Origin of the sequence: Kistimonas asteriae, assembly GCF_018263925.1 — a bacterium.
Taxonomy (GTDB): Bacteria; Pseudomonadota; Gammaproteobacteria; order Pseudomonadales; family Endozoicomonadaceae; genus Kistimonas; species Kistimonas asteriae.
In genome coordinates this window covers 156,599-178,666 of record NZ_JAEVHF010000003.1, presented here as the reverse complement: position 1 = coordinate 178,666, position 22,068 = coordinate 156,599, and the positions used below count along the sequence as shown (strand labels likewise).

Annotated in this window: 18 protein-coding genes; 10 read left to right on the top strand and 8 right to left on the bottom strand. The window is 52.7% G+C overall.

The features are described from left to right. Positions 1–277: 277 nt before the first annotated feature. Both KHS78_RS05220 and KHS78_RS22550 read left to right on the top strand, forming a co-directional pair. Positions 278–997, top strand: coding sequence for a winged helix-turn-helix domain-containing protein (locus KHS78_RS05220; RefSeq protein WP_211825824.1), 720 nt, complete (start codon positions 278–280; stop codon positions 995–997). An 8-nt stretch (positions 998–1,005) separates the two neighbouring features. Beyond that, a complete protein-coding gene (locus KHS78_RS22550) occupies positions 1,006–2,595 on the top strand; it encodes an ATP-binding protein (protein WP_211825816.1) in 1,590 nt (529 codons plus the stop codon). 205 nt (positions 2,596–2,800) lie between these two features. Here the strand turns inward: KHS78_RS22550 and KHS78_RS05210 are convergent, their stop codons facing one another. After that, positions 2,801–3,742: a LysR family transcriptional regulator gene (locus tag KHS78_RS05210; RefSeq protein WP_211825814.1), complete on the bottom strand. Its 942-nt coding sequence runs from the start codon at positions 3,740–3,742 to the stop codon at positions 2,801–2,803. 145 nt (positions 3,743–3,887) lie between these two features. On the opposite strand from KHS78_RS05210, the gene metE reads away from it, so the two are divergent. After that, on the top strand, positions 3,888–6,200 hold the full coding sequence (gene metE / locus KHS78_RS05205) for a 5-methyltetrahydropteroyltriglutamate--homocysteine S-methyltransferase (protein WP_211825812.1): 2,313 nt from the start codon (positions 3,888–3,890) through the stop codon (positions 6,198–6,200). 21 nt (positions 6,201–6,221) lie between these two features. Here the strand turns inward: metE and glpD are convergent, their stop codons facing one another. Further along, complete coding sequence (gene glpD / locus KHS78_RS05200) at positions 6,222–7,772, bottom strand: glycerol-3-phosphate dehydrogenase (protein WP_211825811.1); 1,551 nt, start codon at positions 7,770–7,772, stop codon at positions 6,222–6,224. A gap of 134 nt (positions 7,773–7,906) precedes the next feature. After that, complete coding sequence (locus KHS78_RS05195) at positions 7,907–8,665, bottom strand: DeoR family transcriptional regulator (RefSeq protein WP_211825810.1); 759 nt, start codon at positions 8,663–8,665, stop codon at positions 7,907–7,909. Positions 8,666–8,814: 149 nt separating this feature from the next. Here KHS78_RS05195 and KHS78_RS05190 point away from each other — a divergent pair, with 149 nt between their 5' ends. Further along, on the top strand, positions 8,815–9,636 hold the full coding sequence (locus KHS78_RS05190; RefSeq protein WP_211825809.1) for a M48 family metallopeptidase: 822 nt from the start codon (positions 8,815–8,817) through the stop codon (positions 9,634–9,636). A gap of 15 nt (positions 9,637–9,651) precedes the next feature. Here KHS78_RS05190 and KHS78_RS05185 read toward each other — a convergent pair whose 3' ends face one another. Continuing rightward, positions 9,652–10,686, bottom strand: coding sequence for an ABC transporter ATP-binding protein (locus KHS78_RS05185; protein WP_211825808.1), 1,035 nt, complete (start codon positions 10,684–10,686; stop codon positions 9,652–9,654). A 410-nt stretch (positions 10,687–11,096) separates the two neighbouring features. Here KHS78_RS05185 and KHS78_RS05180 point away from each other — a divergent pair, with 410 nt between their 5' ends. The 3 genes from KHS78_RS05180 to KHS78_RS05170 all read left to right on the top strand — a co-directional run bounded on the left by KHS78_RS05180 (position 11,097) and on the right by KHS78_RS05170 (position 13,695). After that, positions 11,097–12,407 (top strand): MFS transporter, encoded by a 1,311-nt coding sequence (locus KHS78_RS05180; RefSeq protein WP_211825807.1) that lies wholly within the window; start codon positions 11,097–11,099, stop codon positions 12,405–12,407. Between the two features lie 50 nt (positions 12,408–12,457). Then, positions 12,458–12,814 (top strand): Grx4 family monothiol glutaredoxin, encoded by a 357-nt coding sequence (grxD, locus tag KHS78_RS05175; RefSeq protein WP_211825806.1) that lies wholly within the window; start codon positions 12,458–12,460, stop codon positions 12,812–12,814. A 278-nt stretch (positions 12,815–13,092) separates the two neighbouring features. After that, positions 13,093–13,695: a peroxiredoxin gene (locus tag KHS78_RS05170; RefSeq protein WP_211825805.1), complete on the top strand. Its 603-nt coding sequence runs from the start codon at positions 13,093–13,095 to the stop codon at positions 13,693–13,695. Positions 13,696–13,749: 54 nt separating this feature from the next. Here KHS78_RS05170 and KHS78_RS05165 read toward each other — a convergent pair whose 3' ends face one another. The 3 genes from KHS78_RS05165 to pyrC all read right to left on the bottom strand — a co-directional run bounded on the left by KHS78_RS05165 (position 13,750) and on the right by pyrC (position 17,233). Then, positions 13,750–15,075 (bottom strand): Na+/H+ antiporter family protein, encoded by a 1,326-nt coding sequence (locus KHS78_RS05165; RefSeq protein ID WP_211825803.1) that lies wholly within the window; start codon positions 15,073–15,075, stop codon positions 13,750–13,752. A 399-nt stretch (positions 15,076–15,474) separates the two neighbouring features. Further along, positions 15,475–16,077, bottom strand: a complete 603-nt coding sequence (gene rnt / locus KHS78_RS05160) for a ribonuclease T (protein ID WP_211826081.1) — start codon at positions 16,075–16,077, stop codon at positions 15,475–15,477. Between the two features lie 115 nt (positions 16,078–16,192). Further along, positions 16,193–17,233: a dihydroorotase gene (pyrC, locus tag KHS78_RS05155; protein WP_211825799.1), complete on the bottom strand. Its 1,041-nt coding sequence runs from the start codon at positions 17,231–17,233 to the stop codon at positions 16,193–16,195. A 301-nt stretch (positions 17,234–17,534) separates the two neighbouring features. Between pyrC and KHS78_RS05150 the strand changes: the two genes are divergently transcribed. Continuing rightward, the gene (locus KHS78_RS05150) at positions 17,535–18,752 is read left to right on the top strand and encodes an argininosuccinate synthase (RefSeq protein WP_211825797.1); all 1,218 of its coding nucleotides are present in this window, start codon (positions 17,535–17,537) and stop codon (positions 18,750–18,752) included. Positions 18,753–18,805: 53 nt separating this feature from the next. Here the strand turns inward: KHS78_RS05150 and gloA are convergent, their stop codons facing one another. Continuing rightward, positions 18,806–19,210, bottom strand: a complete 405-nt coding sequence (gene gloA / locus KHS78_RS05145; RefSeq protein ID WP_211825795.1) for a lactoylglutathione lyase — start codon at positions 19,208–19,210, stop codon at positions 18,806–18,808. Between the two features lie 241 nt (positions 19,211–19,451). Between gloA and KHS78_RS05140 the strand changes: the two genes are divergently transcribed. Together KHS78_RS05140 and KHS78_RS05135 are read left to right on the top strand one after the other, a co-directional pair. After that, complete coding sequence (locus KHS78_RS05140) at positions 19,452–21,047, top strand: hypothetical protein (protein ID WP_211825794.1); 1,596 nt, start codon at positions 19,452–19,454, stop codon at positions 21,045–21,047. A gap of 107 nt (positions 21,048–21,154) precedes the next feature. Then, positions 21,155–22,003: a hypothetical protein gene (locus KHS78_RS05135; RefSeq protein WP_211825785.1), complete on the top strand. Its 849-nt coding sequence runs from the start codon at positions 21,155–21,157 to the stop codon at positions 22,001–22,003. Positions 22,004–22,068: the final 65 nt, after the last annotated feature.

The following is a 22,068-nucleotide window of genomic DNA, read 5'->3' as shown; positions in this document are numbered from 1 at the left end:
TCTTGTGGTGGGTGTCAATGGCTTTTTGAGGGCGGTGGGGTATTTCGCTGTCAGATAGGGGCGTTATTTTATCTCATGAAGCGCGTTGGGAGCGAATTGTTACGAAGAGTGACGAAGGCTGTTCTGGTTACAGATTGCAACAGTCATTATCATAAGGCATCGGTAAGCTATGCCTATCGTAATGCTGCAGGGGCAAGACTGACGTCAGGCGTCAGTATTCTGTCATTGGACAGGCGCCTGTATCGCCGGTTTAGACCAACTGCTTGTGGAAACGATTGTGGAAAATGCCGACTCCGGACGCATTCTCATTGTTGAGGATGATGAGCGTCTTGCCGCTTTAACCAAGGAATACCTGGAAAACAACGGGATGTCTGCCGCTATCGAGGGCGATGGCGCCAAGGCGGTTGCCCGCATCCTGGAGGAACAGCCTGACCTGGTAGTGCTGGATCTGATGCTGCCGGGCGAGGATGGTGTCTCTATCTGCCGTCGGGTACGGCCAGAATACAGCGGCCCGATCTTGATGCTGACCGCCAGGACCGACGATCTTGACGAAGTCCTCGGGCTGGAAATGGGTGCGGATGACTATGTCGCCAAGCCGGTGCGTCCACGGGTGCTACTGGCCCGGATTCGCGCCCTGATGCGTCGCCGGTTACCGGTGGTTGAGAAAACCGAGGAGACCGGCGTCATTCGCCTGACCTTCGGCAACCTGGTGGTGGACAGTGCCATGCGTGAAGCCTGGCTTGAGAACCAGAGTGTTGATCTCACCAGTGCTGAATTCGACCTGCTCTGGCTGCTCTGTTCCAATGCCGGGCGTGTGCTGAGCCGGGAAGAGATTTTTGAAAAACTCCGTGGTATCGAATACGACGGCCAGGATCGCTCTATTGATGTGCGCGTCTCCCGTATCCGTCCCAAGATCGGTGATGACCCGATGCATCCCCGGTTGATTAAAACCGTCCGCTCCAAAGGTTATCTTTTTGTCAAAACCGGTACGGACTGAGTGGCGTTGTGAGCAGTATATTTCTTCGCATATACGGCGGCCTGCTGTTTACATTGGTGTTGGTCGCCGTCCTCTCGGGTATGGCGCTGACGATTATTAATGGCGTCAGGCTGCAGGATTACCGGGAAAGCACCGCCCAGGGCACATTCGGAATGATGGCCTGGCAGCTGGATCGGCTGGAACCGTCACAGTGGAACGCCAGGATGCTGGATTGGGGCCAGCGGCTGGGGATTCCCCTGGAGGTGATGTCAGATGAGCAGTCAGGTCTCAGTCAGCGGATGTTGGATCGATTGTCCGGTGGTCGCGCCATTGTTGAATCCAGCAGTGATGACAGCTTCCTGGTGTTCTCCCGCATTAACCCGCAGACATTGCTCGTCGGTACGGTGACGGATCTGACCGAACAGCTGGCTTCGGGGAACGCCACACTGACCCGCAACTGGCTGCAGTCATTCCCTGCGATTGAGCGTGAACAGGTGCTGTCAGAACTGGGGCAGCGCCTGTTCAAGTATCCACTGACACTATTGGATCCGCCGGTTTTGGGTCTTGGGCCTCGCCAGCTGGCGTTGCTGCGCACCGGTTATCCGCTGGTCATGTTTAATCCCAATGGGCGAACCATGACCATGTATGTCGGTATGGAAGGCGACTCGCGTATTCTGCGCATGGGGCCGGTGGAGCTACTGGATCTGTATCCCTTCCGCTTGTTGGCCACCATTGGTCTGTTCATGCTGGCGTCGATGAGTATTGCCATATATGTCCTGGTGCGCGGGCTGGAGCGACGATTGCGCAAGATGGAAGAGGCCGCCACCCAGATATCCCGGGGCAACCTGGATGTCCGGGTCAACATGCATGGCTCTGATTCCATTGGTCAGCTGGCACGGGCGTTTAATGGCATGGCCAGTCATATCCAGCGGTTACTGAGTATTCAGAAGGAAATGATCCGTGGCGTGTCCCATGAATTGCGCACGCCAGTGGCGCGTCTTCGATTTGCCCTGGAGATGGTTGCGGATGCAGAAACACCGTCTGAACGGGAGCAGTACATCAATGGCATGGATCATGATATCGAAGAGTTGGACAAGCTCGTTGATGAGATTCTGACCTACGCCAACCTGGAGCAGGGAACGCCGGTCATCCGCTATGAGCGGGCTGATGTTGATAATATCGTGGCGCAGGTGGTTGAAGAGCACCGTCGTCAGCAAAGCCGGGTCACTATCGAACATGTGCCCTGCAAGGCGCTGGAACATCGTCGTCGGATTGATGTGGACAAACGCTATATTCACCGGGCAATCCAGAACCTGGTCGGGAATGCCTGTCGTTATGCGGAATCGTCAGTCAGGGTGAGTTTCAGTGTCAGCCACGACAGTTGTCGGGTGGATGTTGAAGACGATGGCCCCGGTATTCCTGAGGAGCAGCGTGACCGGGTGTTTACCGCGTTTGCACGATTGGATGATAGCCGAACCCGCGCTTCAGGCGGCTATGGGTTGGGGCTGTCGATTGTGCGTCGCATTATGAACTGGCATAACGGCCAGGCCATGGTTGGAAAAAGTGAGTCATTGGCCGGAGCACGATTCAGCCTGGTCTGGCCCAGACGGCAGGCCTGATGAGCAGAAAAGCACGACTGTCTTCTGATTGTCAATTGTAAAGATACATTTGTTTACGCTGCTGCTCTGGCATAACAAATGCGTATTTGACATGATTGACATCGCAGCTTTGTCAGATTAGTCAAAGATGCAGTGAGGTTGTAGTTGGAATTTTATTCCTGATTATTGTTCTTGTCTTGGGCCCACCGTTTGGTGGGCCTTTTTTTTATCCGGTCACTGGCGCCATTTCAGGCTGTGCAGTGCGAATCTGTGGCAGTGTCTTGAAGCAGGTCGCTTTGGCTGTTTTCAGAAAATCCGCCATGAACGGCATGTCTTGCTGTTCCTCACGTATGGCCGCGTAAAGGGTTGACCACAGCCCCTTCTCTCCCAGTTTCAGTGCCCGGATATACCCTTGCTCCAGATATTCGTGCATGGCCCAGTTGGGTAGTGCGCAAACACCCCGGTTGCTGACCACGAGCTGGATCATCATGACGGTTAACTCCGTGAGACGAATGCTGGCAGGTTCGGCATTTGCAGGATCCAGGAATTGCCGGAATATATCCAAACGTTGTCGTTCGACGGGGTAGGTGATCAGGACTTCCTGCGCCAGCTGTTTTGGGTGGACACAGGTTTGTCTGGCCAGCGGATGCCGATGGCTTATCGCCAGCAGGATCTCGTAGCGAAACAGGGGTTCATAGTGAATACCGGGCAAGTCATCAGGGTCTGATGTCACCACGAGGTCCAGGTCGCCGCGCGTCAATGCAGGGAGCGGCGTGAAATTAAATCCGCTCGCGAGATCCAGCTCGACTTCCGGCCAGTGATCACGAAACGTATCCAGCGTCGGCATTAACCATTGGTAGCAGCTGTGACATTCAATCGCCATATGCAGCCGTCCTGACTGTCCGCCTGCCAACCGGGCAAGGTCCCGTTCTGTATTGCGAACGGTGGGCAGGATGTCATCTGCCAGTTGTAACAGTCGAAGGCCTGCCGTGGTGAAGCGCAATGGTCGGGTTTTGCGGATAAATAATGCCTGTCCGAGCCGCGCTTCCAGATCCTTGATCTGGTGGGAGAGGGCGGATTGAGTCAGGTGTACCCGTTCGGCGGCTTCGACCAGGCTGCCGCATTCGCGCAGGGCATCGAGGGTTTTCAGGTGGCGGATTTCAAGCATGACTATTAGAAATTCTCATTGTTATGTTTAGAAATATGAGATTGATTCAATTTTAACCGGGTTTCAGAATACGACTCAACCGGTCAGGAGTGACCAGGTACACATAACAACCAGAAACAGACAGACGAGCGTGGGAGTTACAGGAATGGCGATTGCACATGTGCCCGGTTTTCCCCGGATAGGTGCACAACGAGAATTGAAGCGCGCGGTAGAAGCCTATTGGGCTGGCAAGATGGATCAGGCGGCACTGATGGCAGCCGGTCAGGCCATGCGTGCCACAAACTGGCAGAAGCAACAGGCCGCAGGTCTTGATGTTGTGACCGTGGGTGACTTTGCCTGGTATGACCATGTGCTGAACCATTCAATGATGTTTGGCGTGATACCGGCGCGTTTTGGTGAGAGTGAGGCAACGTTATCTTCCTCCCTGGATACGATGTTTCGTATGGCGCGGGGGCGGGCGCCGAGTGGTGAGTCGGCAGCAGCCTGTGAAATGACCAAATGGTTCGATACCAATTATCACTACATCGTGCCTGAATTTACCGTCAACCAGACCTTTTCGCTGGATACGGATGCCTTGTTTGCGGAAATCGCTGAAGCACAGGCTGCGGGTTATCAGGTCAAGCCTGTCCTGATAGGCCCCATCACTTACCTTTGGCTGGGTAAAGTGAAAGGTGACGCTTTCGACCGCCTGGCCCTGCTGCCGGATTTGCTGACGGTGTATGCTGAATTGCTGCATCGCCTGCAGGGCTTGGGCATTGAGTGGGTTCAGATGGATGAGCCGGCGCTGGTGCTGGATCTCCCATCAGATTGGCAACAGGCCTATGAGTCTGCCTATAACCGGCTGCAGGGGGCAGGCTGCAAGACTCTGCTGACAACCTATTTCGGCCATCTGGATGACAACCTGGGGCTGGCAGTCAATCTTCCCGTTGATGGTCTGCATATTGATGCCGTTCGGGCGCCTGAGCAGCTGAATGCCATCCTTGACCGCCTGCCTGCCTATAAGGTGTTGTCGCTGGGCGTGGTGAATGGTCGTAATGTCTGGCGCAATGATCTGCAGGCTTCCCTGACGTTGTTGGATCGTGCTTACCAGCGCATAGGCGAACGACTTTGGGTGTCTGCCAGTTGTTCGTTACTGCACAGTCCTGTTGACCTGACATTTGAAACAGAACTGGATGCTGAAGTAAAAAACTGGTTGGCCTTCAGTGTGCAGAAGCTGCATGAGATTGCTGCCCTGGGACGATTGGTGGATGGCAATGGGCATGAGGATGATCAGTTGTTGCTTGCTGCCAGCGATGCTGCAAAGGCCGAGCGCGCTAACGCTCATCGCATCCATGACCAGCAGGTGCAGCAGCGGGTCAGCCAGATAACGTCAGCAATGTGTGAGCGTCGTTCGCCTTACGATGCGCGAGCCAGGGCGCAGCGCGGTCGATTGGGGTTGCCGTTGTATCCGACAACGACCATCGGTTCTTTTCCGCAGACGGCAGACATTCGTACCAACCGTAACCGCTTCCGTAAGGGTGAGCTGGACGAAAGCACGTATATCCGCCTGATGGAGGAGGAAATCGCCTCTGTCATTGCACGACAGGAGGCGTTGGGGCTGGATGTATTGGTCCATGGGGAAGCTGAACGGAATGACATGGTCGAATACTTTGGTGAGCAACTGGAAGGCTTTACCTTTACCCGCAACGGCTGGGTGCAGAGCTATGGCTCACGTTGTGTCAAGCCGCCCATTATCGTCGGGGATATACACCGCAACGGGCCGATGACCGTGGAATGGACGACCTTTGCCCAATCCTGTACCGAAAAACCGGTCAAGGGCATGCTGACAGGGCCGGTTACTATCCTGTGCTGGTCATTCCCCCGGGAAGATGTATCCCGAGAGACTTCCTGCCGACAGCTGGCGCTGGCGTTGCGTGATGAGGTGCTGGATCTGGAGCGCGCGGGCATCGGGATTATCCAGATTGATGAACCTGCCATCCGGGAAGGTTTGCCATTACGACGTACTGAGTGGCAGGCTTATCTGAACTGGGCGGTGGATTGCTTCCGGATTGCAGCCTCCGGTGTGGATGATGACACCCAGATTCATACCCACATGTGCTACAGCGAATTCAACGACATTATCGAAGCGATTGCGGCCATGGATGCGGATGTCATTACCATTGAGACCTCGCGTTCTGACATGGAATTGCTGGATGTGTTCAAGGACTTTGACTACCCCAATGAAATCGGGCCGGGTGTCTATGACATCCATTCTCCTAATGTCCCCGATGCCGAGTGGATGAGGGCGTTGTTGCACAAGGCGGAGGAACGCATACCCGCTGAGCGGCTATGGGTGAACCCGGATTGCGGTCTGAAAACACGGCAGTGGCCTGAAGTCGAGCAGGCCTTGGCGCAGATGGTATTAGTGGCACAAACCCTGCGGGAAGAGCGCAGGGAGGTAGAGATAGAAGCCGTTTAATCGTGGTGACTGAAACCGGTCTCAGGAGGCCGGTTTCAGTCTTTCATAATGCGGTATTTGATGGCCTGCCAGGTATTGGCACAACCGATTCACCTGACTGGCTGGCATTTCCATACCGGTTTTGGTGCGGCGCCAGAGAATATCGTCAGTCGTCACCGCCCATTCCTGCTCAACCAGGTAGTCGACTTCTCGGGCGTATAAACCATTACCGAAGTGTTCACCCAGATCTTCCAGGCATTGGCACTGCTGAAGCAGGTCTTTGCTGCGTGCACCATAGGTGCCGAGGTAGCGTTGACGCACCGTTTCGGGTAACCAGGGATAGGCCTCAGTGAGTTCGTTGGCACAGGTGTTGATATCGCTGCATTCGCCGCCAGGCAGTGGTGCGTTAGCAGTCCATGTGGGGCCTGATTCCGGGAGCCAGGGGGACAGTTTCTTCAGTGCTGCCTCGGCTAATTTCCGATAGGTGGTCAGTTTGCCGCCAAACACGTTCAGCAGCGGCACGTGGCCGCTTTGATCGCTGACGGTCAGTGTATAGTCCCGGGTGATAGCGGATGGGTCGCTGGACTCATCGTTGCACAGTGGGCGAACCCCTGAGAAGGTGTGAACAATATCGGCTTTCGTCAGTTGTTTGCGGAAGCTGCTGTTAACCAGCTCCAGGAGGTACTCAATTTCCTCCTCTGAAATGGCGGCTTTCGCGGGGTCGCCTTCATATTCCATATCGGTTGTACCAATGATGGAATATTTATCCAACCACGGGATAACAAACACAATACGGCTATCGCTGTTCTGGACAATATAGGCATGCGGCTGGTCATGAAGCCTGGGAACCACAATATGGCTGCCCTTGATCATGCGGATTCCGTATTCCGGATGGAGCTGTAACTGGTTTTCTATAAAGCTCGCCACCCAGGGACCGGCGGCATTGACCAGGCTTCTGGCGTAGTAAAGGATGGTTTCCCCGGTCTCTTGGGTCAGTTGTATTTCCCAGCAGGGGTTGGCGCCGCCAAGACGTTTGGCTCCGGTGCAGCGGGTTCGGGTCAGGATTTTTGCCCCTTTCTCCCGGGCGGCAATCGCATTGCAGATCACCAGGCGGGCGTCATCAACCCAGCAGTCGGAGTATTCAAAGGTAGTCTTGAACGTCGGTTTTAGTGGTGAGTGTTCGTCCAGCTTGACTGTGCGGCAGCCGGGTAATACTTCCCGGCGAGCCAGGGTGTCATAAAGAAAAAGGCCGCAGCGGATCATCCAGGCAGGACGCAGGTGAGGGGCATGGGGGAGCTGAAAACGCATGGGCTGCACCAGGTGAGGCGCGCTTTTCAAGACCACTTCCCGCTCTCTCAGTGCTTCGCGAACCAGTCTGAATTCATAATGCTCCAGGTAACGCAGACCGCCATGAATCAGCTTGCTGCTGGCGGATGACGTGGCGGATGCCAGGTCGGCCTGTTCGCAAAGCAAAACACTCAGACCGCGCCCGGCGGCATCGCGGGCAATGCCGACGCCATTGATACCACCGCCAATGATGAGCATATCCAGAGGATTTTTAGCCGTTATTCCCGGTTGTGCGACAGCCTGCATGGTTGGATTCCATTTTCGAATTAGAAAATTTAGTGTTCATAAGTGAAAACAATATGTTCATTTTAGAATTTGTGAGTGAAAACTCAATCGTTTCTGAACAATAAATAACGAAATGGAAACGGAATCTCAGGTCGTCAGTCTGCCAAGGTCAGTTGGACACTATGTTCATCCAGTAGCTGACAGATACTGGGCGAGGGTTTGCTGTCAGTAAACACGTGGTGAAAACGGGTGATGGTATCCAGGCGCACAACGGCGTTGCGGCCAAACTTGGAATGATCCGCCGCCAGGAATAGCTGTCGAGAGTTATTCATAATGGCGCGGGAAACGTGGACTTCCTGGTAATCAAAATCCAGCAGGGAGCCATCCTCATCAATACCACTGATGCCGAGGATGCCAAAATCCACCTTGAACTGCTCGATGAAATCCTCAGTGGCCTGACCCACCAGGCCGCCATCCCCCCTGACCGTGCCGCCGGTCAGCAGGATATCAAAATCATCTTTCTGGCTGAGAATCGTGGCAACATGGATATTATTGGTAATGACTCTGAGCCCGCGGTGTTCGAGCAGGGCCTGGGCGATGGCTTCGGTGGTGGTGCCAATGTTGATGAACAGGGAGCAGTGGTTTGGGATGGCGGCCGCTACGGCAGCGGCAATACGTTGCTTTTGATTGGAGGAGAGGGAAACCCGGTCATTGTAATCTGTGTTCTGGATGGACGAGTCAATGCCTGCACCGCCGTGATAGCGTTTCAGCTTTCCCTCATTGGCGAGCTGGTTAATATCCCGGCGGATGGTCTGTGGTGTGACGCGAAAATTCTGGGCCAGTTCGTCAATAGTGGCGTAACCATTGCCGCTGATATAGTCGAGAATGGCCGTGCGGCGGTCGAAATGGTCCATACAGATGTTCGGTTCCGGTCAGGTTTGGGCGTGGGTTCTGCCCGGCAGCGGGCTGAGGTTCATGGTAGCATTACTGCCATAGAATAAATAACTGTCGCATGTGGCTGTAGGCATGCGTGCGGGCAAGAGAATGTGTCAGGGGTCAGGGCATGACAATCAAAACAGTTTTTGCAGGTTTGCTGTTATCGGTACTGGTGGGGTGTCAGACGATTAACACCACTGACAGTGGGGTGGTGGGGGTTCAGCGGGAGCAGCGGATGTTCGCCCTGCTTAGCGCTGAGCAGGTGGATACCATGTCAGCCGCGGCCTATCACAACACCATTAAAGAGGCCGGCGGCAAGAAAACCCTGAATACGGACGATGCCACCCTGAAGCGGCTGCGTCGCATTGCCGCCAACCTGGTCGATGAAACTCGGGCATTTCGGGTGGATGCCCAGCAGTGGCGCTGGGAAGTGAATGTTATCCAGAGCGATGTGATGAACGCCAGCTGTATGCCCGGGGGGAAAATCCTGTTTTACAGCGGGATTATTGATCGCCTGAAACTCACCGATGATGAAATTGCCGCCATCATGGGCCATGAAATGGCGCATGCATTGCGTGAGCATGGTCGTGAGGCCATGTCCGAAGCGTATGCCGTTGAGCTTGGGAGGGGAGCCGTCGGCGCATTGTTGGGACTGGATGACAATGTGATGGGGTTGGCAAACAATGTCGTTCAGTATGCCCTGACATTACCCAACAGCCGGGAGAAGGAGGCGGAAGCCGATATCATCGGCCTTGAGCTGATGGCCCGTGCAGGTTACCACCCACAGGCTGCCATTACGCTGTGGCAGAAAATGGCGAAGCAGGGCGGCGACCAGCCCCCGGAATTTATGAGCACCCACCCAGCGACGGAGACGCGCATTATCGGCCTTCGTCACTACATGCCAAAGGTGATGCCCCTCTATCATCAGGCGCGAAACTATTCATCGTGAGAGTGTGTCCGGGTCTCAGTCAACGAGGTATGCAGGCAGCGCTTCCTCGTTAAGACTGAGCCCTGTTTTATCGCCAGCTTGCAAGGTTGTCTTTCCCGGTACGGTGACCGTAATGACCTGGTTTGAAGGTAGCGCGATATGTAGCAGGGTGTGGCTTCCCTGAAAGGTGCGTCGGATAACTTTGCCTTTGTAAGGACTCTGGGTTTCCAGGCTGAGGTTATCCGGACGGATGAGCACCTCGACAGTACGATTCTCAGGGTAAGACTGCAGATTGGGCAGAGTGCCCAGTTCGGTCTGGGTCTGCCCGTCGATGACTTTACCGGGGATCAGGCACCCTTCACCGATAAACCGGGCTGTAAAGGCGGTGGCTGGTGTGTCATAGAGATTTTCTGGTGTATCCCACTGTAACAGTTTGCCGTTTTGCATCACGCCGATCTTGTCTGCAAATGAAAAAGCTTCATCCTGGTCATGGGTGACCAGGATCGCGCTGATCTGTGCTGCCTGAAGAATGTCGCGCACTTCGCGGGCGAGGCTGGTGCGCAGCTCCGCATCCAGATTGGAAAAGGGTTCGTCAAGCAGCAGCAGGCGTGGTTCCGGGGCGAGGGCGCGGGCCAGTGCGACCCGCTGCTGTTGTCCGCCGGACAATTCATGGGGGTAACGCTTGGCCAGGGTGACGAGTCCGGTCAAATCCAGCAGACGATCAACCGTTGCTTTGCAGTTTGCCTTCTTGTGAATCCCGAAAGCGATATTGTCCCTGATGGTCAGGTGAGGGAATAAGGCGTAGTCCTGAAACACCATGCCCAGCTGACGTTTTTCCGGGGGAACCTGGAAATCCGGTGTCGACAGGGCGGTACCGGCGAGCAGAATGCTGCCGGAAGTGATCCGTTCAAAACCGGCAATGGCACGCAGGGTGGTGGTTTTACCGCAGCCGCTTGGACCCAGCAGGCAGGCAGCCTCACCTTTTTCGATCACAAAGCTGACGGCATCAACAGCAGCCTGGCTGCCGTAGTGGCAGGATAGCGTATCAACGGTGAGCAGGTGTGGCGTCATGGATTTCCGTAAGGTCGTTGTAGAATGCCCGACTCAGGCGTTGACCAGCCGTTCTGGATCAGTCGTGGCTTGCCGCATGAGTTGGGCGTTGATGGTAATCGGCAGGGGGAGAGATGGCAATTATCAGCGGTGGATAGGGACATGTCATAGTGCTTCCAGCTTTCGGCAATGGCTCGCTTCCGGTACCTGCTCGGGGACGGGGACGGTTATGCTTTGTTGCCGGTAAGGCTGCCTAAGCTTATGCGTTTTTCATATGCGGCTGATTTTTAATCCGTGAATATACTTACCTGCGCTGCATGTATTCCCTATCAATTGTTGATTGACACGTAGCGGGTTGCAGGCGCCTGGGTGTGATATCCAGATAACCTGTTAAGCATCAATGCAAGTTGTTCGCACGCTGGAGTGTGATCATGACTGGCAAAAGAGCGGGCTGGCGTGCCGCGCTGGTGTGTGGCACCGCATCATTGTTTTGTTTCCTTCAATTCATGCTACAGGGCGCGCCGGGGATGTTTGTACCAGCGTTGATGGCTGATCTTTCCGTTTCTCCGGCCCAGATCGGTTTTATATCCAGTGCCTTTGTCTGTACCTATATGATTTGTCAGGTGCCGGCAGGTTTGGTGATCGACCGCTGGGGGGCTCGGTGGGCCATGTTTGTGTCGTTATTGGCCGTTACCCTTGGTTGTCTGCTGTTTTCCTTGGCTGACACGTGGCAGATGGCGGTGTTGGGGCGGATGCTGATGGGCGTTGCCGCCGCAGCGGGGATTACGGGGTGTATGTACCTGGCTGGTAACTGGTATCCAGCGGCCTGGTTTCCCCTGATTGCCGGAATTATCGAAATGGTGGCCATGCTGGGTGGTGGCGCTGGCAGCGTGGTGCTGGAAACCTATGATGGACAATGGCGGTCAGCTTTTTTGGACATGGGCGTTCTGGCAGCGGTTATTGCTATCGCTATCGCGTTCTTCGTGCGTGACAGGCCGTCCTTTGCCAAGGATGCGGACCTGAATCTGGATGAGAGCGATCCCCAGGCCTTGGGGCTGGTCGATACCCTGGGGAAGTTGATGCACCTGCCGGTTTTCTGGATCTGTGCCTTTTATGGCGGTGTCATTTACGCCCTGATCAGCAGTTTTGCCCAGTTATGGTGTATTCCCTATCTCAACAACCTGTACCCGGAATGTCCGCGCGAGGTGGCGGAAGGCACGGCGTTGATTTTTCTGGGGCTGGCGGTGGGGACACCTTTGTGCGGCATGATGGCCAGTCTGACGGGCAAGAATAAACCGGTGCTGGTGGGGGGGGCTGTGCTAGTGGCCGTGGCCATGTGGGTGGTAATGTATCAGCCTCTGTCACTGCTTGGGATGTCAGCGATACTCTTTTTCATGGGGTTAGCGTCAGGCTCCTATGCGCTGGTGTATGGTGCGGTACGGAATATTGTCTGCTGCCGAATTCGGGCCACTGCCATCGCATTGCTTAATGCGCTGATGCTGATCGGTTCTCCCCTGTTTCAACCGGTCTCCGGTTGGTTGCTGGATCGGGCACTGGCCAGCCAGGGAGCGCTTGATGTCGCTTCCTACCAGGCGGCGATGCTGCCATTGCTGGTCTGTATGTTGCTGTCCATTCCGTTATGTTTTCTGATCAATGAACAGCGGCCGAAACGCCCTGCGAGACGGTTGCGTCATGCCCATGTCTGGATTGTCAGAGGGAAGTGGTTGAACTGTATCCGGTGATGAAGGTTATAATTCGCACTGATTTATATACCCAAGACCAGAGGTAATACATGTCAGAGGACGTGATCGAACAGATTAAGCAGCAGATAGCTGACAATGATGTCCTGCTATACATGAAAGGATCCCCGAGAATGCCGCAGTGTGGCTTTTCTTCACGCGCTGTTCAGATTCTGATCGCCTGTGGTGAGAAGTTCGCGTATGTGGATATTCTGGAAAATCCCGAGATTCGTGCCAACCTGCCGAAATACGCGAACTGGCCGACTTTTCCTCAGCTCTGGATCAAGGGTGAGTTGGTGGGCGGCAGTGACATCCTCGTAGACCTCTACGAGAAGGGTGAGCTGCAGTCAATGATCAAGGCAGCGGTGAAGGGTGAGTCAGAGCCCTCTGACAGTGCAGGACAGGCGTAAGCTCTTTCTGCGACCGGTTATCCCAAAGGGATAGCCGGTTCCTTTTTTGCCTTTGTTACTGTGTTTCTTGCTCGTTTTTGTTCCTTCTGTTTCCCCATTTCGTTTCTGTATTCTGTCGATTAAATTTTTCTATCAGGCAGAGATAAAATTTCTATCAGGATTTCCGGTGTCGGCGGTAGGCGATCTTCGGTACAGGGTATATGATGTAGATCATTTGTCCCGGACCGGCAGGGGTAATCCCTGTCGGTCCAGTTGATCAATACTGATGGAGAAGCTCAATGGGCGTATTGGTAGGTAAGAAAGCACCTGACTTCACTGTTCCTGCGGTTCTGGCTGACGGCACGATTGTCGACGAGTACAACTTTGCAGAAGCCATCAAGGGTAAATACGGCCTGGTGTTCTTCTATCCGCTGGATTTCACCTTTGTCTGCCCTTCAGAGCTGATTGCACTGGATCACCGTATTGAGCAGTTCAAGGAAAAAGGTGTTGAAGTGGTCGGTGTTTCCATTGACTCCCACTTCAGCCACAACGCATGGCGTAACACCCCGGTAGACAAGGGGGGTATTGGTCAGGTGGGTTACACACTGGCTGCCGACATGCGTCACGACATCGCCAAGGCGTACGACGTGGAATCTGAAGGTGGCGTAGCGTTCCGTGGTGCATTCCTGATCGACAAGGAAGGCACTGTTCGCGCCCAGATCGTGAACGACCTGCCACTGGGCCGTAACATTGACGAGCTGCTGCGTCTGGTTGATGCCCTGCAGTTCCACGAAGAGCACGGCGAAGTCTGCCCGGCTAACTGGGAAAAAGGCAAAAAAGGTATGCAGGCTAATCCGAATGGTGTTGCTGCTTACTTGTCTGAGAATGCTGATGAGCTGTAATTGATTTTTCAATACAGATAAAAAGAAAGCCCTGCAATTGCAGGGCTTTTTTATTTACAGGATCATGGCGGCGACCCAGCCGAATACCAGTAGCGGCAGGTTATAGTGGATGAATGTCGGGATAACGGAATCCCTGATGTGGTCGTGTTGACCGTCAGCATTCAAGCCGGCAGTGGGGCCGATGGTGGAATCGGAAGCCGGTGAGCCGGCGTCGCCCAGTGCGCCGGATGTGCCAACTAGAGCCGCAACGGCCAATGGAGAAAATCCAAGGGAGAGGCCAAGCGGCACATACAGTGTCGCAATGATGGGTACGGTCGAAAAGGATGAGCCAATACCCATGGTCACCAGCAGGCCGACCAGCAGCATCATGAATGCAGCCAGCCCTTTATTCCCCTGAATCATTTCACCGATAGCGTTGACCAGCTGAGGCACGGCGCCTGTCGTTCTAAGCACTTCAGAAAAGCCGGCGGCAGTAATCATGATAAAGCCGCAGAAAGCCATCATTTTCATCCCCTGAACAAACACGTCATCAGCTGAGCGCCAGCAGATGACGCCACCAATGACCAGAGTCATGCAGCCCACCAGAGCGCCAAGGCTCATGGAGCCGGTTTGCAGTTGTGCCGTCAGTGCCAGTATGACTGCGAGCCCTGTTATCAGCGCATTTTTTCTGGATACCTTGGGGATTGCTTGAGCGCTGGAGGCGGACGGTTCATCAATGCGATAGGTTCTTGGTTTGCGATAGGTAATGAACACTGCTGTGAGCATACCCAGGAACATACCGACTACTGGAATGATCATGGCGCTGGACATGGAGAATCCGGTGGTATCAAGGCCGTTGGTTTTCAGGTTGGCGGCCAGGATCTCATTCAGATAAATATTGCCGAAACCAACCGGGAACAGCATATAGGTCGCTGTCAGACCGAAGGTGATCACACAGGCCACCTGGCGTCGATCCAGTTGCATGCGGCTGAAGGCGCCCAGCAGCGGGGGAATCAGGATCGGTATAAAGGCGATGTGAACGGGTATCAGATTCTGTGAGGCAATGGCCATCAGAATAATGCTGCCCAGCAGGCCAAGCTTGATCAGGCGAGGGTTGCCTTTCGCCTTGGCTTTATCCATCTGCGTGATGATGCCGCCGGCCAGGGCTTCGGGAATGCCGGAGCGGGAGATCGCCATGGCAAAGGCGCCGAGTAATGCGTAACTCAGGGCAATGCTGGCGCCGCCACCCAGTCCCGCACCAAAGGCGGACAGGGTCTCTTCCAGATTGAGTCCGCCGGTCAGGCCGCCGGCCAGAGCGCCCAGGAAAAGGGCTAAAATCACGTTTACGCGCATCAGGCTCAAGGAGAGCATGATGACCACCGCAACAATCACTGCGTTCATGGGTCAAACCTTCAGGTCTTAAATGTTTGGGTTGCCGCCGTGTTCTTAATTATGCATCAGCTTATGCGGTGACACGGGCAGAATAACTGTCGGAAGCGGTCAGAATAGCTAACAGAATCCGTTTGAAACGTTGGTTTCAGTGATGATGGTGGTGCAGGTGGGAATGGTGCAGGCAGACAGAGCAGACAGATTCAGAAGTGACCGTTAGAGGTGAGCAGTATGAGTCAAAGAGTATTAGCATCTTATTGTCTCGGTAATGGTGTATCTGGACTGAACTGCGTCTGCAGTTGCTGGAAAAATAACCTGAACGGCGGCAGGACTGCAAGGTTTTTGTAAGAATTTTTCGAGAAAGAAAACGCTCTGGCCAGCGGCTCAGAGCGTTCAGGTGCGGTGTGGCTATCAGTCGTTCCAGCCGCCCAGTTCTTTCCAGCGGTTGACGATGGTGCAGAACAGTTCGGCAGTTTTCCGGGTGTCATACCGGGCGGAGTGCGCTTCATTTTTGTCGAAGCGAATACCGGCAACATCACAGGCGCGCGCCAGTACGGTCTGGCCATAAGCGAGACCTGAGAGTGTCGCGGTATCAAAGCAGGAGAAGGGGTGGAACGGGTTGCGCTTGATGTCATTCCGTTCTGCGCAGGCATTGACAAAGCCCAGGTCGAAGGTGGCGTTGTGGCCAACCAGGATAGCCCTGGAGCAACCATAGCGCTTAACGGCCTTGCGCACGGACTTGAAGATGTTGGTCAAGGCTTCCTGTTCCGGATGCGCGATGCGCAACGGATGAAAGGGGTCGATACCGATGAATTCAATCGCTGCCTTTTCAATGTTGGCGCCATCAAACGGCTGTACGTGATAGGCGGTTTCGTCTTCCGGCATGACGTAACCGTTTTCGTCCATACCAATCGTAATGGCGGCAATTTCCAGCAGGGCATCGGTCTTGGCGTTGAAGCCGCCGGTCTCTACATCAATGACGACAGGTAGGAAACCACGGAAGCGGTCCGCCATGGGGGAATGTGAACGGTTGTATTCCTCGTTACTCACACCAATGCCTTAATTGTTAACTGAGAGAGCCGGACTGCGTGGTTGCAGTCCGGAGGTATTGCATGGTTTGACGTTATGTCTAAACGTTTTCCACCATCCAGTGTAACTGTTCACCCGCTTTCAGGGGAACGACTTCCTCGTCACCCAGCGGCAGGGAAGCCGGTACATCCACGGTCTGTCTGACCAGGGTGATGGTATCGGTATTGCGTGGCAGTCCGTAGAAATCAGCGCCGTAATGGCTGCTGAAAGCTTCCAGGCGATCCAGCGCATTCATGGATTCAAAGGCCTCGGCATAAAACGCCATGGCGCCGAAGGCGGAGAAGCAACCGGCGCAACCACAACTGCTTTCCTTGGCCCCTTTGGCGTGGGGCGCAGAATCCGTGCCCAGGAAGAACTTGGGGCTGCCGCTGGTGGCAGCCTGCAGCAGGGCTTCCTGGTGGATGTTTCGCTTCAGGATGGGCAGGCAGTAGAAGTGCGGTTTAATGCCACCAACCAGCATGTGATTGCGGTTATACAGCAGATGCTGAGGTGTAATGGTGGCCGCAACATTGTCCGTTGTACCAGCCACAAACTGCGCGGCTTCCTTTGTGGTGATGTGTTCCATGACCACTTTCAATTCCGGGTAACGCTCAACCAGCGGCAGCAGGTGGCGGTCAATAAAGACCTTTTCCCGGTCAAAGATATCAATGTGATTCTCGGTGACTTCGCCATGCACCAGTAAAGGCAGGTTGTTATCAATCATTGCCTCAATGGCTGGGAAAATTTTTTCCAGCGAGGAGACACCGGAGTCGGAATTGGTGGTGGCACCAGCAGGATACAGTTTCAGTGCATACACATCGCCCATGGCTTTCGCTTCACTGACAATCGCCGCGGTGGTGTTGTCGGTGAGGTAGAGGGTCATCAATGGCTGAAATGCGCTGCCTGCGGGGATTTGCTCGTTGATACGGGCTTTATATTCGGCCGCCTGCTGTGCGGTGGTCACGGGGGGGCGCAGGTTGGGCATGATAATCGCCCGGGCGAAATCCCGCGCGCTGGCGGCCACGGTCTCTTTCAGAACCTTGCCGTCACGCAGGTGGAGGTGGAAATCATCCGGGCGGGTAATCTGCAATCGTTCTGTCATTGACGCAAAAGCCTGTCTCTGGAGCCGTTGGGGGGGCGGGTAACTGGTCGGGCGAATCTTACCCGAAGCATCGTCTGAAAGGTATACAGGGTTAACCGGTTGGTTACCGGCAAGTAGTGCATTTATGCAGTGATTGGTTCAAATAAGGTGGGAGTTGGTAAAAAACAGTCGTAAATCTCGCTGATATTCGGGGTTTCCCGCGGCAGGCTCTATGCTTTCAGGCGGAGAGCGGGGTAGAATGGCCGCCCCGACGCAGAGAATTACAACGTTTAAACGAGAAGTCGATCGGAGTCAGTCTTTAATGAAAGATATCAGCAAGGTTGTACTCGCTTACTCTGGAGGTCTTGATACCTCTGTGATAGCGAAGTGGCTTGAGGATACCTACCACTGTGAAGTGGTCACCTTCACGGCCGACCTGGGCCAGGGTGAAGAGGTCGAACCTGCACGCGCCAAAGCCGAAGCCCTCGGCATCCGAGAAATCTACATTGAAGATCTGCGAGAAGAGTTCGTCCGAGACTATGTTTTTCCCATGTTCCGGGCGAACACCATCTATGAAGGGGAATACCTGCTGGGCACCTCCATTGCCCGTCCATTGATTGCCAAGCGGCTGGTTGAGATTGCCAGTGAAACCGGTGCGGATGCCATTTCCCACGGTGCCACGGGCAAAGGGAATGACCAAGTGCGATTTGAGCTGGGCGCTTATGCGCTCAAGCCCGGTATCCAGGTGATCGCCCCCTGGCGGGAATGGGATCTGAATTCCCGGGAGAAATTGCTGACCTATTGTGATCGCCACGGTATTGCCGTTGAGCGCAAGAAAGGTAAATCACCTTATTCCATGGATGCCAACCTCCTGCATATTTCCTATGAAGGCGGCATTCTGGAAGATCCCTGGGCGGAGCCGGAAGAGGATATGTGGCGCTGGAGTGTGTCGCCGGAAGCTGCGCCAGACACGCCATTGTATCTGGAGCTAACGTATCGCAATGGCGATATCGTCGCTATTGATGGCAAAGACATGACACCGGCTGAAGTGCTGGCCTACCTGAATAAGGTGGGCGGTGAGCATGGTGTGGGCAGAACCGATATTGTCGAAAACCGCTATGTTGGCATGAAGGCCCGGGGCTGTTATGAGACGCCCGGAGGCACCATCATGCTGAAGGCGCACCGTGCGATTGAATCCATCACGCTGGACCGTGAAGTGGCGCACCTGAAAGATGAGTTGATGCCGCGCTACGCCAAGCTGATCTATAACGGTTACTGGTGGTCGCCGGAGCGTCGTATGCTGCAGCAGATGATTGATGAATCCCAGTTCAATGTCAGTGGCCGGGTTCGGATCAAGCTGTATAAAGGCAATATCACGGTTGTGGGCAGGGAATCGGATCAGTCGCTGTTTGATGAAAGTATCGCGACATTTGAAGACGATGCCGGTGCTTACGATCAGGCCGATGCAGCAGGCTTCATAAAGCTCAACGCTTTGCGTTTGCGCATAGCGGCGGGTAAAGGCAGAAATCTGTTGGATTGATGTTGTTTACTTCTAAGTAAAAAGGCCCGATTAAGGGCCTTTTTATTGCTCGTTCAACCGAGTCCCTGTCCAGCATGGGTCATCTGGATCAGCTCGATCTTGTAACCATCCGGATCTTCAACAAACGCGATTTCAGTTTTGCCACCCTTAACCGGACCGGGTTCCCGGGTGATATTCCCGCCGGCTGTGCGAATTGCTTCACAGGTGCCGTACAGGTCATCAACACCGATGGCGATGTGGCCAAAGGCGTTGCCGTGATCGTAGCTATCAGTGCCCCAGTTATAGGTCAGTTCAATCACTGCGCCTTCGCTTTCATCGCCATAGCCCAGGAAGGCCAGGGTGTACTGGTACTCCTCATTTTCCGACTGGCGGAGTAGCTGCATTTTCAGCACGTCCCGATAGAAGGCAATGGAGCGGTCAAGGTTAACGACCCGCAGCATGGTGTGCAGTAGTCTCATCAGTTTTTCTCATGTCAGGGATTGTGGAGAGATTTTACAAGGAAGTATGTTATTTAGGTAACTGTCTAAGTCTTAAGGCTCCGGAGATAAAGACTCTTGACTGACGCAAATAGAGAATTTGTTGTTTTTGAAAACCAGTAAGTTACTGCAATTAAAGAATAAAGGTTATTTCATTAACGGTTATTAAGTTAGCAGATAAATCATATTAATTATGATGGGTTCTGGGTTATCTTTTTATTGCATGAATGGTGGTGTTTATATGAATGTTTGCTTACGGGCTTGTTGGGGAATGGCGGCAGATTGTTTCCAGAATATTTGGCATTTGATAGCAGGTTGTTTCCGAGGGAGGTGTGTTAGTGTTCCGGAAGAGCAAACGGAGACAGTCAGTCTTGAGCAAAGAAGGAGTTCTGGCACCAGTCTTCGTTCTCGTAGTACTTCTTCGCTTGAAGATGTAGTGGTTGTACATCAGAGTCTTCTTCAAGGAGGAGTGGTGTGTGGTGCTCATACGGGCTGTGGCAATACCAATGGCTTAGACTCTAATGGAGCTGCGTCCAGTGATAATCATGCAGCAGAATCATTTGTGATAGTACAGGATGAGGATTTGGAAGAGCCTTCTGACTTGGGTGCTGAAGCATTACCTTCAAGCACTGAATGTGAGATAACTGAGCTACATGAGGTGGTAATTGAAGCTGTTGAAAAAGAGAATGTTGTCGGACTTACGGAGCCTCAGGTGACTGATGAAGATATTCAGGAGTTTCGAACGCTTGGGTTTAAAGGGGAAGAACTTCTTGATGAAAAGAAATGGAAAGAGAGAGTAAGGCGTGGCTATCTTTATTTAAAAAATATTCTTGATGAAGAAAGGTGGCTGGATAATTTTATTGACAACATTTTTGAAAAAATTGAACTGTTATTAGGTGTTCAAAGAACATTCGCAAGTATTCAACAAATGCAAGAAGATGTTAAGGATGCTGAAGATGGTCCGCTTGAAGTAAGTGTAAAAAATGCGATTGTCGATGTTTTGTTTAACCAGCCTTTAAATCTCGAAGAGGCCCGAAAAGAGGCTTTGCGAGCCGCCACGAAATTTATTATTCAAGATATTTGTAACTGTTTATATCAAAATGCGAAAAACCGTTTTACAGATGGTGCATATCGATTGTATGGAGAGAATATTGGTAACCTGATTGAGTTTCTTAGACGTCCAGATAATGGGCATTATCGGCGCCCTTCTTCACATCTTACAAAGGAAACCAATGCCTATAAGCACTATGGGTATAACCTTGATGAAGGCACTTTCTTGCCAGAAGGTCACAGGCATGTGTTGTTTATTGATTATCAGGATCGTCATGGTAATACTTGCCTGTTTTTTAAGCCTGAGCATTATGGACTAGATCAATTCTGGGATGCATTCCATCATATGTATGAATGGGGGCTCTCATCATTGAGGCGATATTGTGGGGTTGATTCAGGTGTTGGTGCTGTTGAAAGTAAAGAAAGGGTGAAATATCTTGATGATAAAAAAATACAGCCTATTTTATTGTTTTTCCAAAAGCTGAAAGAGCCTCTTGAAACAGCGGTGGAGGAAGAAGAGTTTGGTGAGTTGCAAATGGTTCATGCTGTTGTTGATGAGGAAACACTGCGTGATATAAAAAGTAAGGTTGAACATTTTGGTTTTTCTGAAGTGGCCGAGCAAGTGAAAAAGATAAAGGATGATTTTGAGAATAGGTTTGGCTTAGGCGAAGCGCTGGAAAATCATTTTGCCCCTGTCATGGATCAGGTTAAAGCGCTTTATCCTGACTTTGAGCAGCGAATAGCGAACGAGGTCATTATTCAACTGTAATAACGTAATGGCCTTATGTTTTATGTGTTGGTAAGTGTTCGGTGATTAGTTTTGTGATTGTGTTTTTTATTTTTTTGTTCTGGTAAATTATCACGGTAGAGGTTTTTATGAAAGCAGGTTTTAACAACTTTGTTAGGCGTGGCGGAACAAATATTGACTTACCTTTTGACGGCAAGCAGACTATATCTACCCAAAGGCATCTTTTTGAAAGAAGTGATGGGCAACAAGTCATAGGTGATAAGGTTGTTGAAGATTTTCGTGTGGCAGCAGTAGAAGGAGAAAAGCCTTTCGATGTTGATCCTATTCCAGTTGGCAGTGATGTAAGAAATGCGATGGAGCGTGATTTTATAGGTTTGTTACATCAGCCGGAAAATCAGGAACAGCTTATACACTTTATTCAGCAGCATTTTTTACAGCTTTTATTGAATGCATTGTTACAAGGCGAAAATAATCAAGCCCCACAGGATAATCCAGTAGAGCCTCCTGAAGAACCATTGACGCCATCACCTGAAGAGTCTGTAGGTTCTCAGGATGACGATATTGGGGAGGGTAATGATGATCAAAAGTGTATGTCATTGTGTGGGAGGGGCTTGAGCTGCTTTTGTCTGATGCTATTCTGTGTACCGTTAGGTGCCATAATCTCTGTAGTGGTGGGAGGTGTCGTTGCCGCACTTGTTGGTCTCATATGTGCTGGGAGGGTGAGTAGATACATATATGATATTTCAAGCTGTCTTTGTCCCTTGGCAATAATGCTTGGTGGTTTGGTATTTGCCTGCACCTTTGTGATCGCTCTTCCTGTTTATAGTGTTTTCTTATTTGGCTACATGATTTACATACTTGCAAATGTCATTGTTAGAGATCTCGCTCATTTACCTGAAGAGCATTTTGAACCCTATCCAGCGCCTGTGCATTGCTATCAGCATGTTTATAATCGGCTGCTATCTGGACCTGTGTAATGCTTGATTGGCTGTTGAAGGCTTTTTAACTGGAAATTTTTCCTGCATCCGTAATCCTAACGTAC

Excerpts from the sequence above, each read along its gene's own strand:
- KHS78_RS05210 (WP_211825814.1), bottom strand. The coding sequence starts at position 3,742 with ATGCTTGAAATCCGCCACCTGAAAACCCTCGATGCCCTGCGCGAATGC.
- metE (WP_211825812.1), top strand. The coding sequence starts at position 3,888 with ATGGCGATTGCACATGTGCCCGGTTTTCCCCGGATAGGTGCACAACGA.
- glpD (WP_211825811.1), bottom strand. The coding sequence starts at position 7,772 with ATGCAGGCTGTCGCACAACCGGGAATAACGGCTAAAAATCCTCTGGAT.
- KHS78_RS05195 (WP_211825810.1), bottom strand. The coding sequence starts at position 8,665 with ATGGACCATTTCGACCGCCGCACGGCCATTCTCGACTATATCAGCGGC.
- KHS78_RS05190 (WP_211825809.1), top strand. The coding sequence starts at position 8,815 with ATGACAATCAAAACAGTTTTTGCAGGTTTGCTGTTATCGGTACTGGTG.
- KHS78_RS05185 (WP_211825808.1), bottom strand. The coding sequence starts at position 10,686 with ATGACGCCACACCTGCTCACCGTTGATACGCTATCCTGCCACTACGGC.
- KHS78_RS05180 (WP_211825807.1), top strand. The coding sequence starts at position 11,097 with ATGACTGGCAAAAGAGCGGGCTGGCGTGCCGCGCTGGTGTGTGGCACC.
- grxD (WP_211825806.1), top strand. The coding sequence starts at position 12,458 with ATGTCAGAGGACGTGATCGAACAGATTAAGCAGCAGATAGCTGACAAT.
- KHS78_RS05170 (WP_211825805.1), top strand. The coding sequence starts at position 13,093 with ATGGGCGTATTGGTAGGTAAGAAAGCACCTGACTTCACTGTTCCTGCG.
- KHS78_RS05165 (WP_211825803.1), bottom strand. The coding sequence starts at position 15,075 with ATGAACGCAGTGATTGTTGCGGTGGTCATCATGCTCTCCTTGAGCCTG.
- rnt (WP_211826081.1), bottom strand. The coding sequence starts at position 16,077 with ATGGCGGACCGCTTCCGTGGTTTCCTACCTGTCGTCATTGATGTAGAG.
- pyrC (WP_211825799.1), bottom strand. The coding sequence starts at position 17,233 with ATGACAGAACGATTGCAGATTACCCGCCCGGATGATTTCCACCTCCAC.
- KHS78_RS05150 (WP_211825797.1), top strand. The coding sequence starts at position 17,535 with ATGAAAGATATCAGCAAGGTTGTACTCGCTTACTCTGGAGGTCTTGAT.
- gloA (WP_211825795.1), bottom strand. The coding sequence starts at position 19,210 with ATGAGACTACTGCACACCATGCTGCGGGTCGTTAACCTTGACCGCTCC.
- KHS78_RS05140 (WP_211825794.1), top strand. The coding sequence starts at position 19,452 with ATGAATGGTGGTGTTTATATGAATGTTTGCTTACGGGCTTGTTGGGGA.
- KHS78_RS05135 (WP_211825785.1), top strand. The coding sequence starts at position 21,155 with ATGAAAGCAGGTTTTAACAACTTTGTTAGGCGTGGCGGAACAAATATT.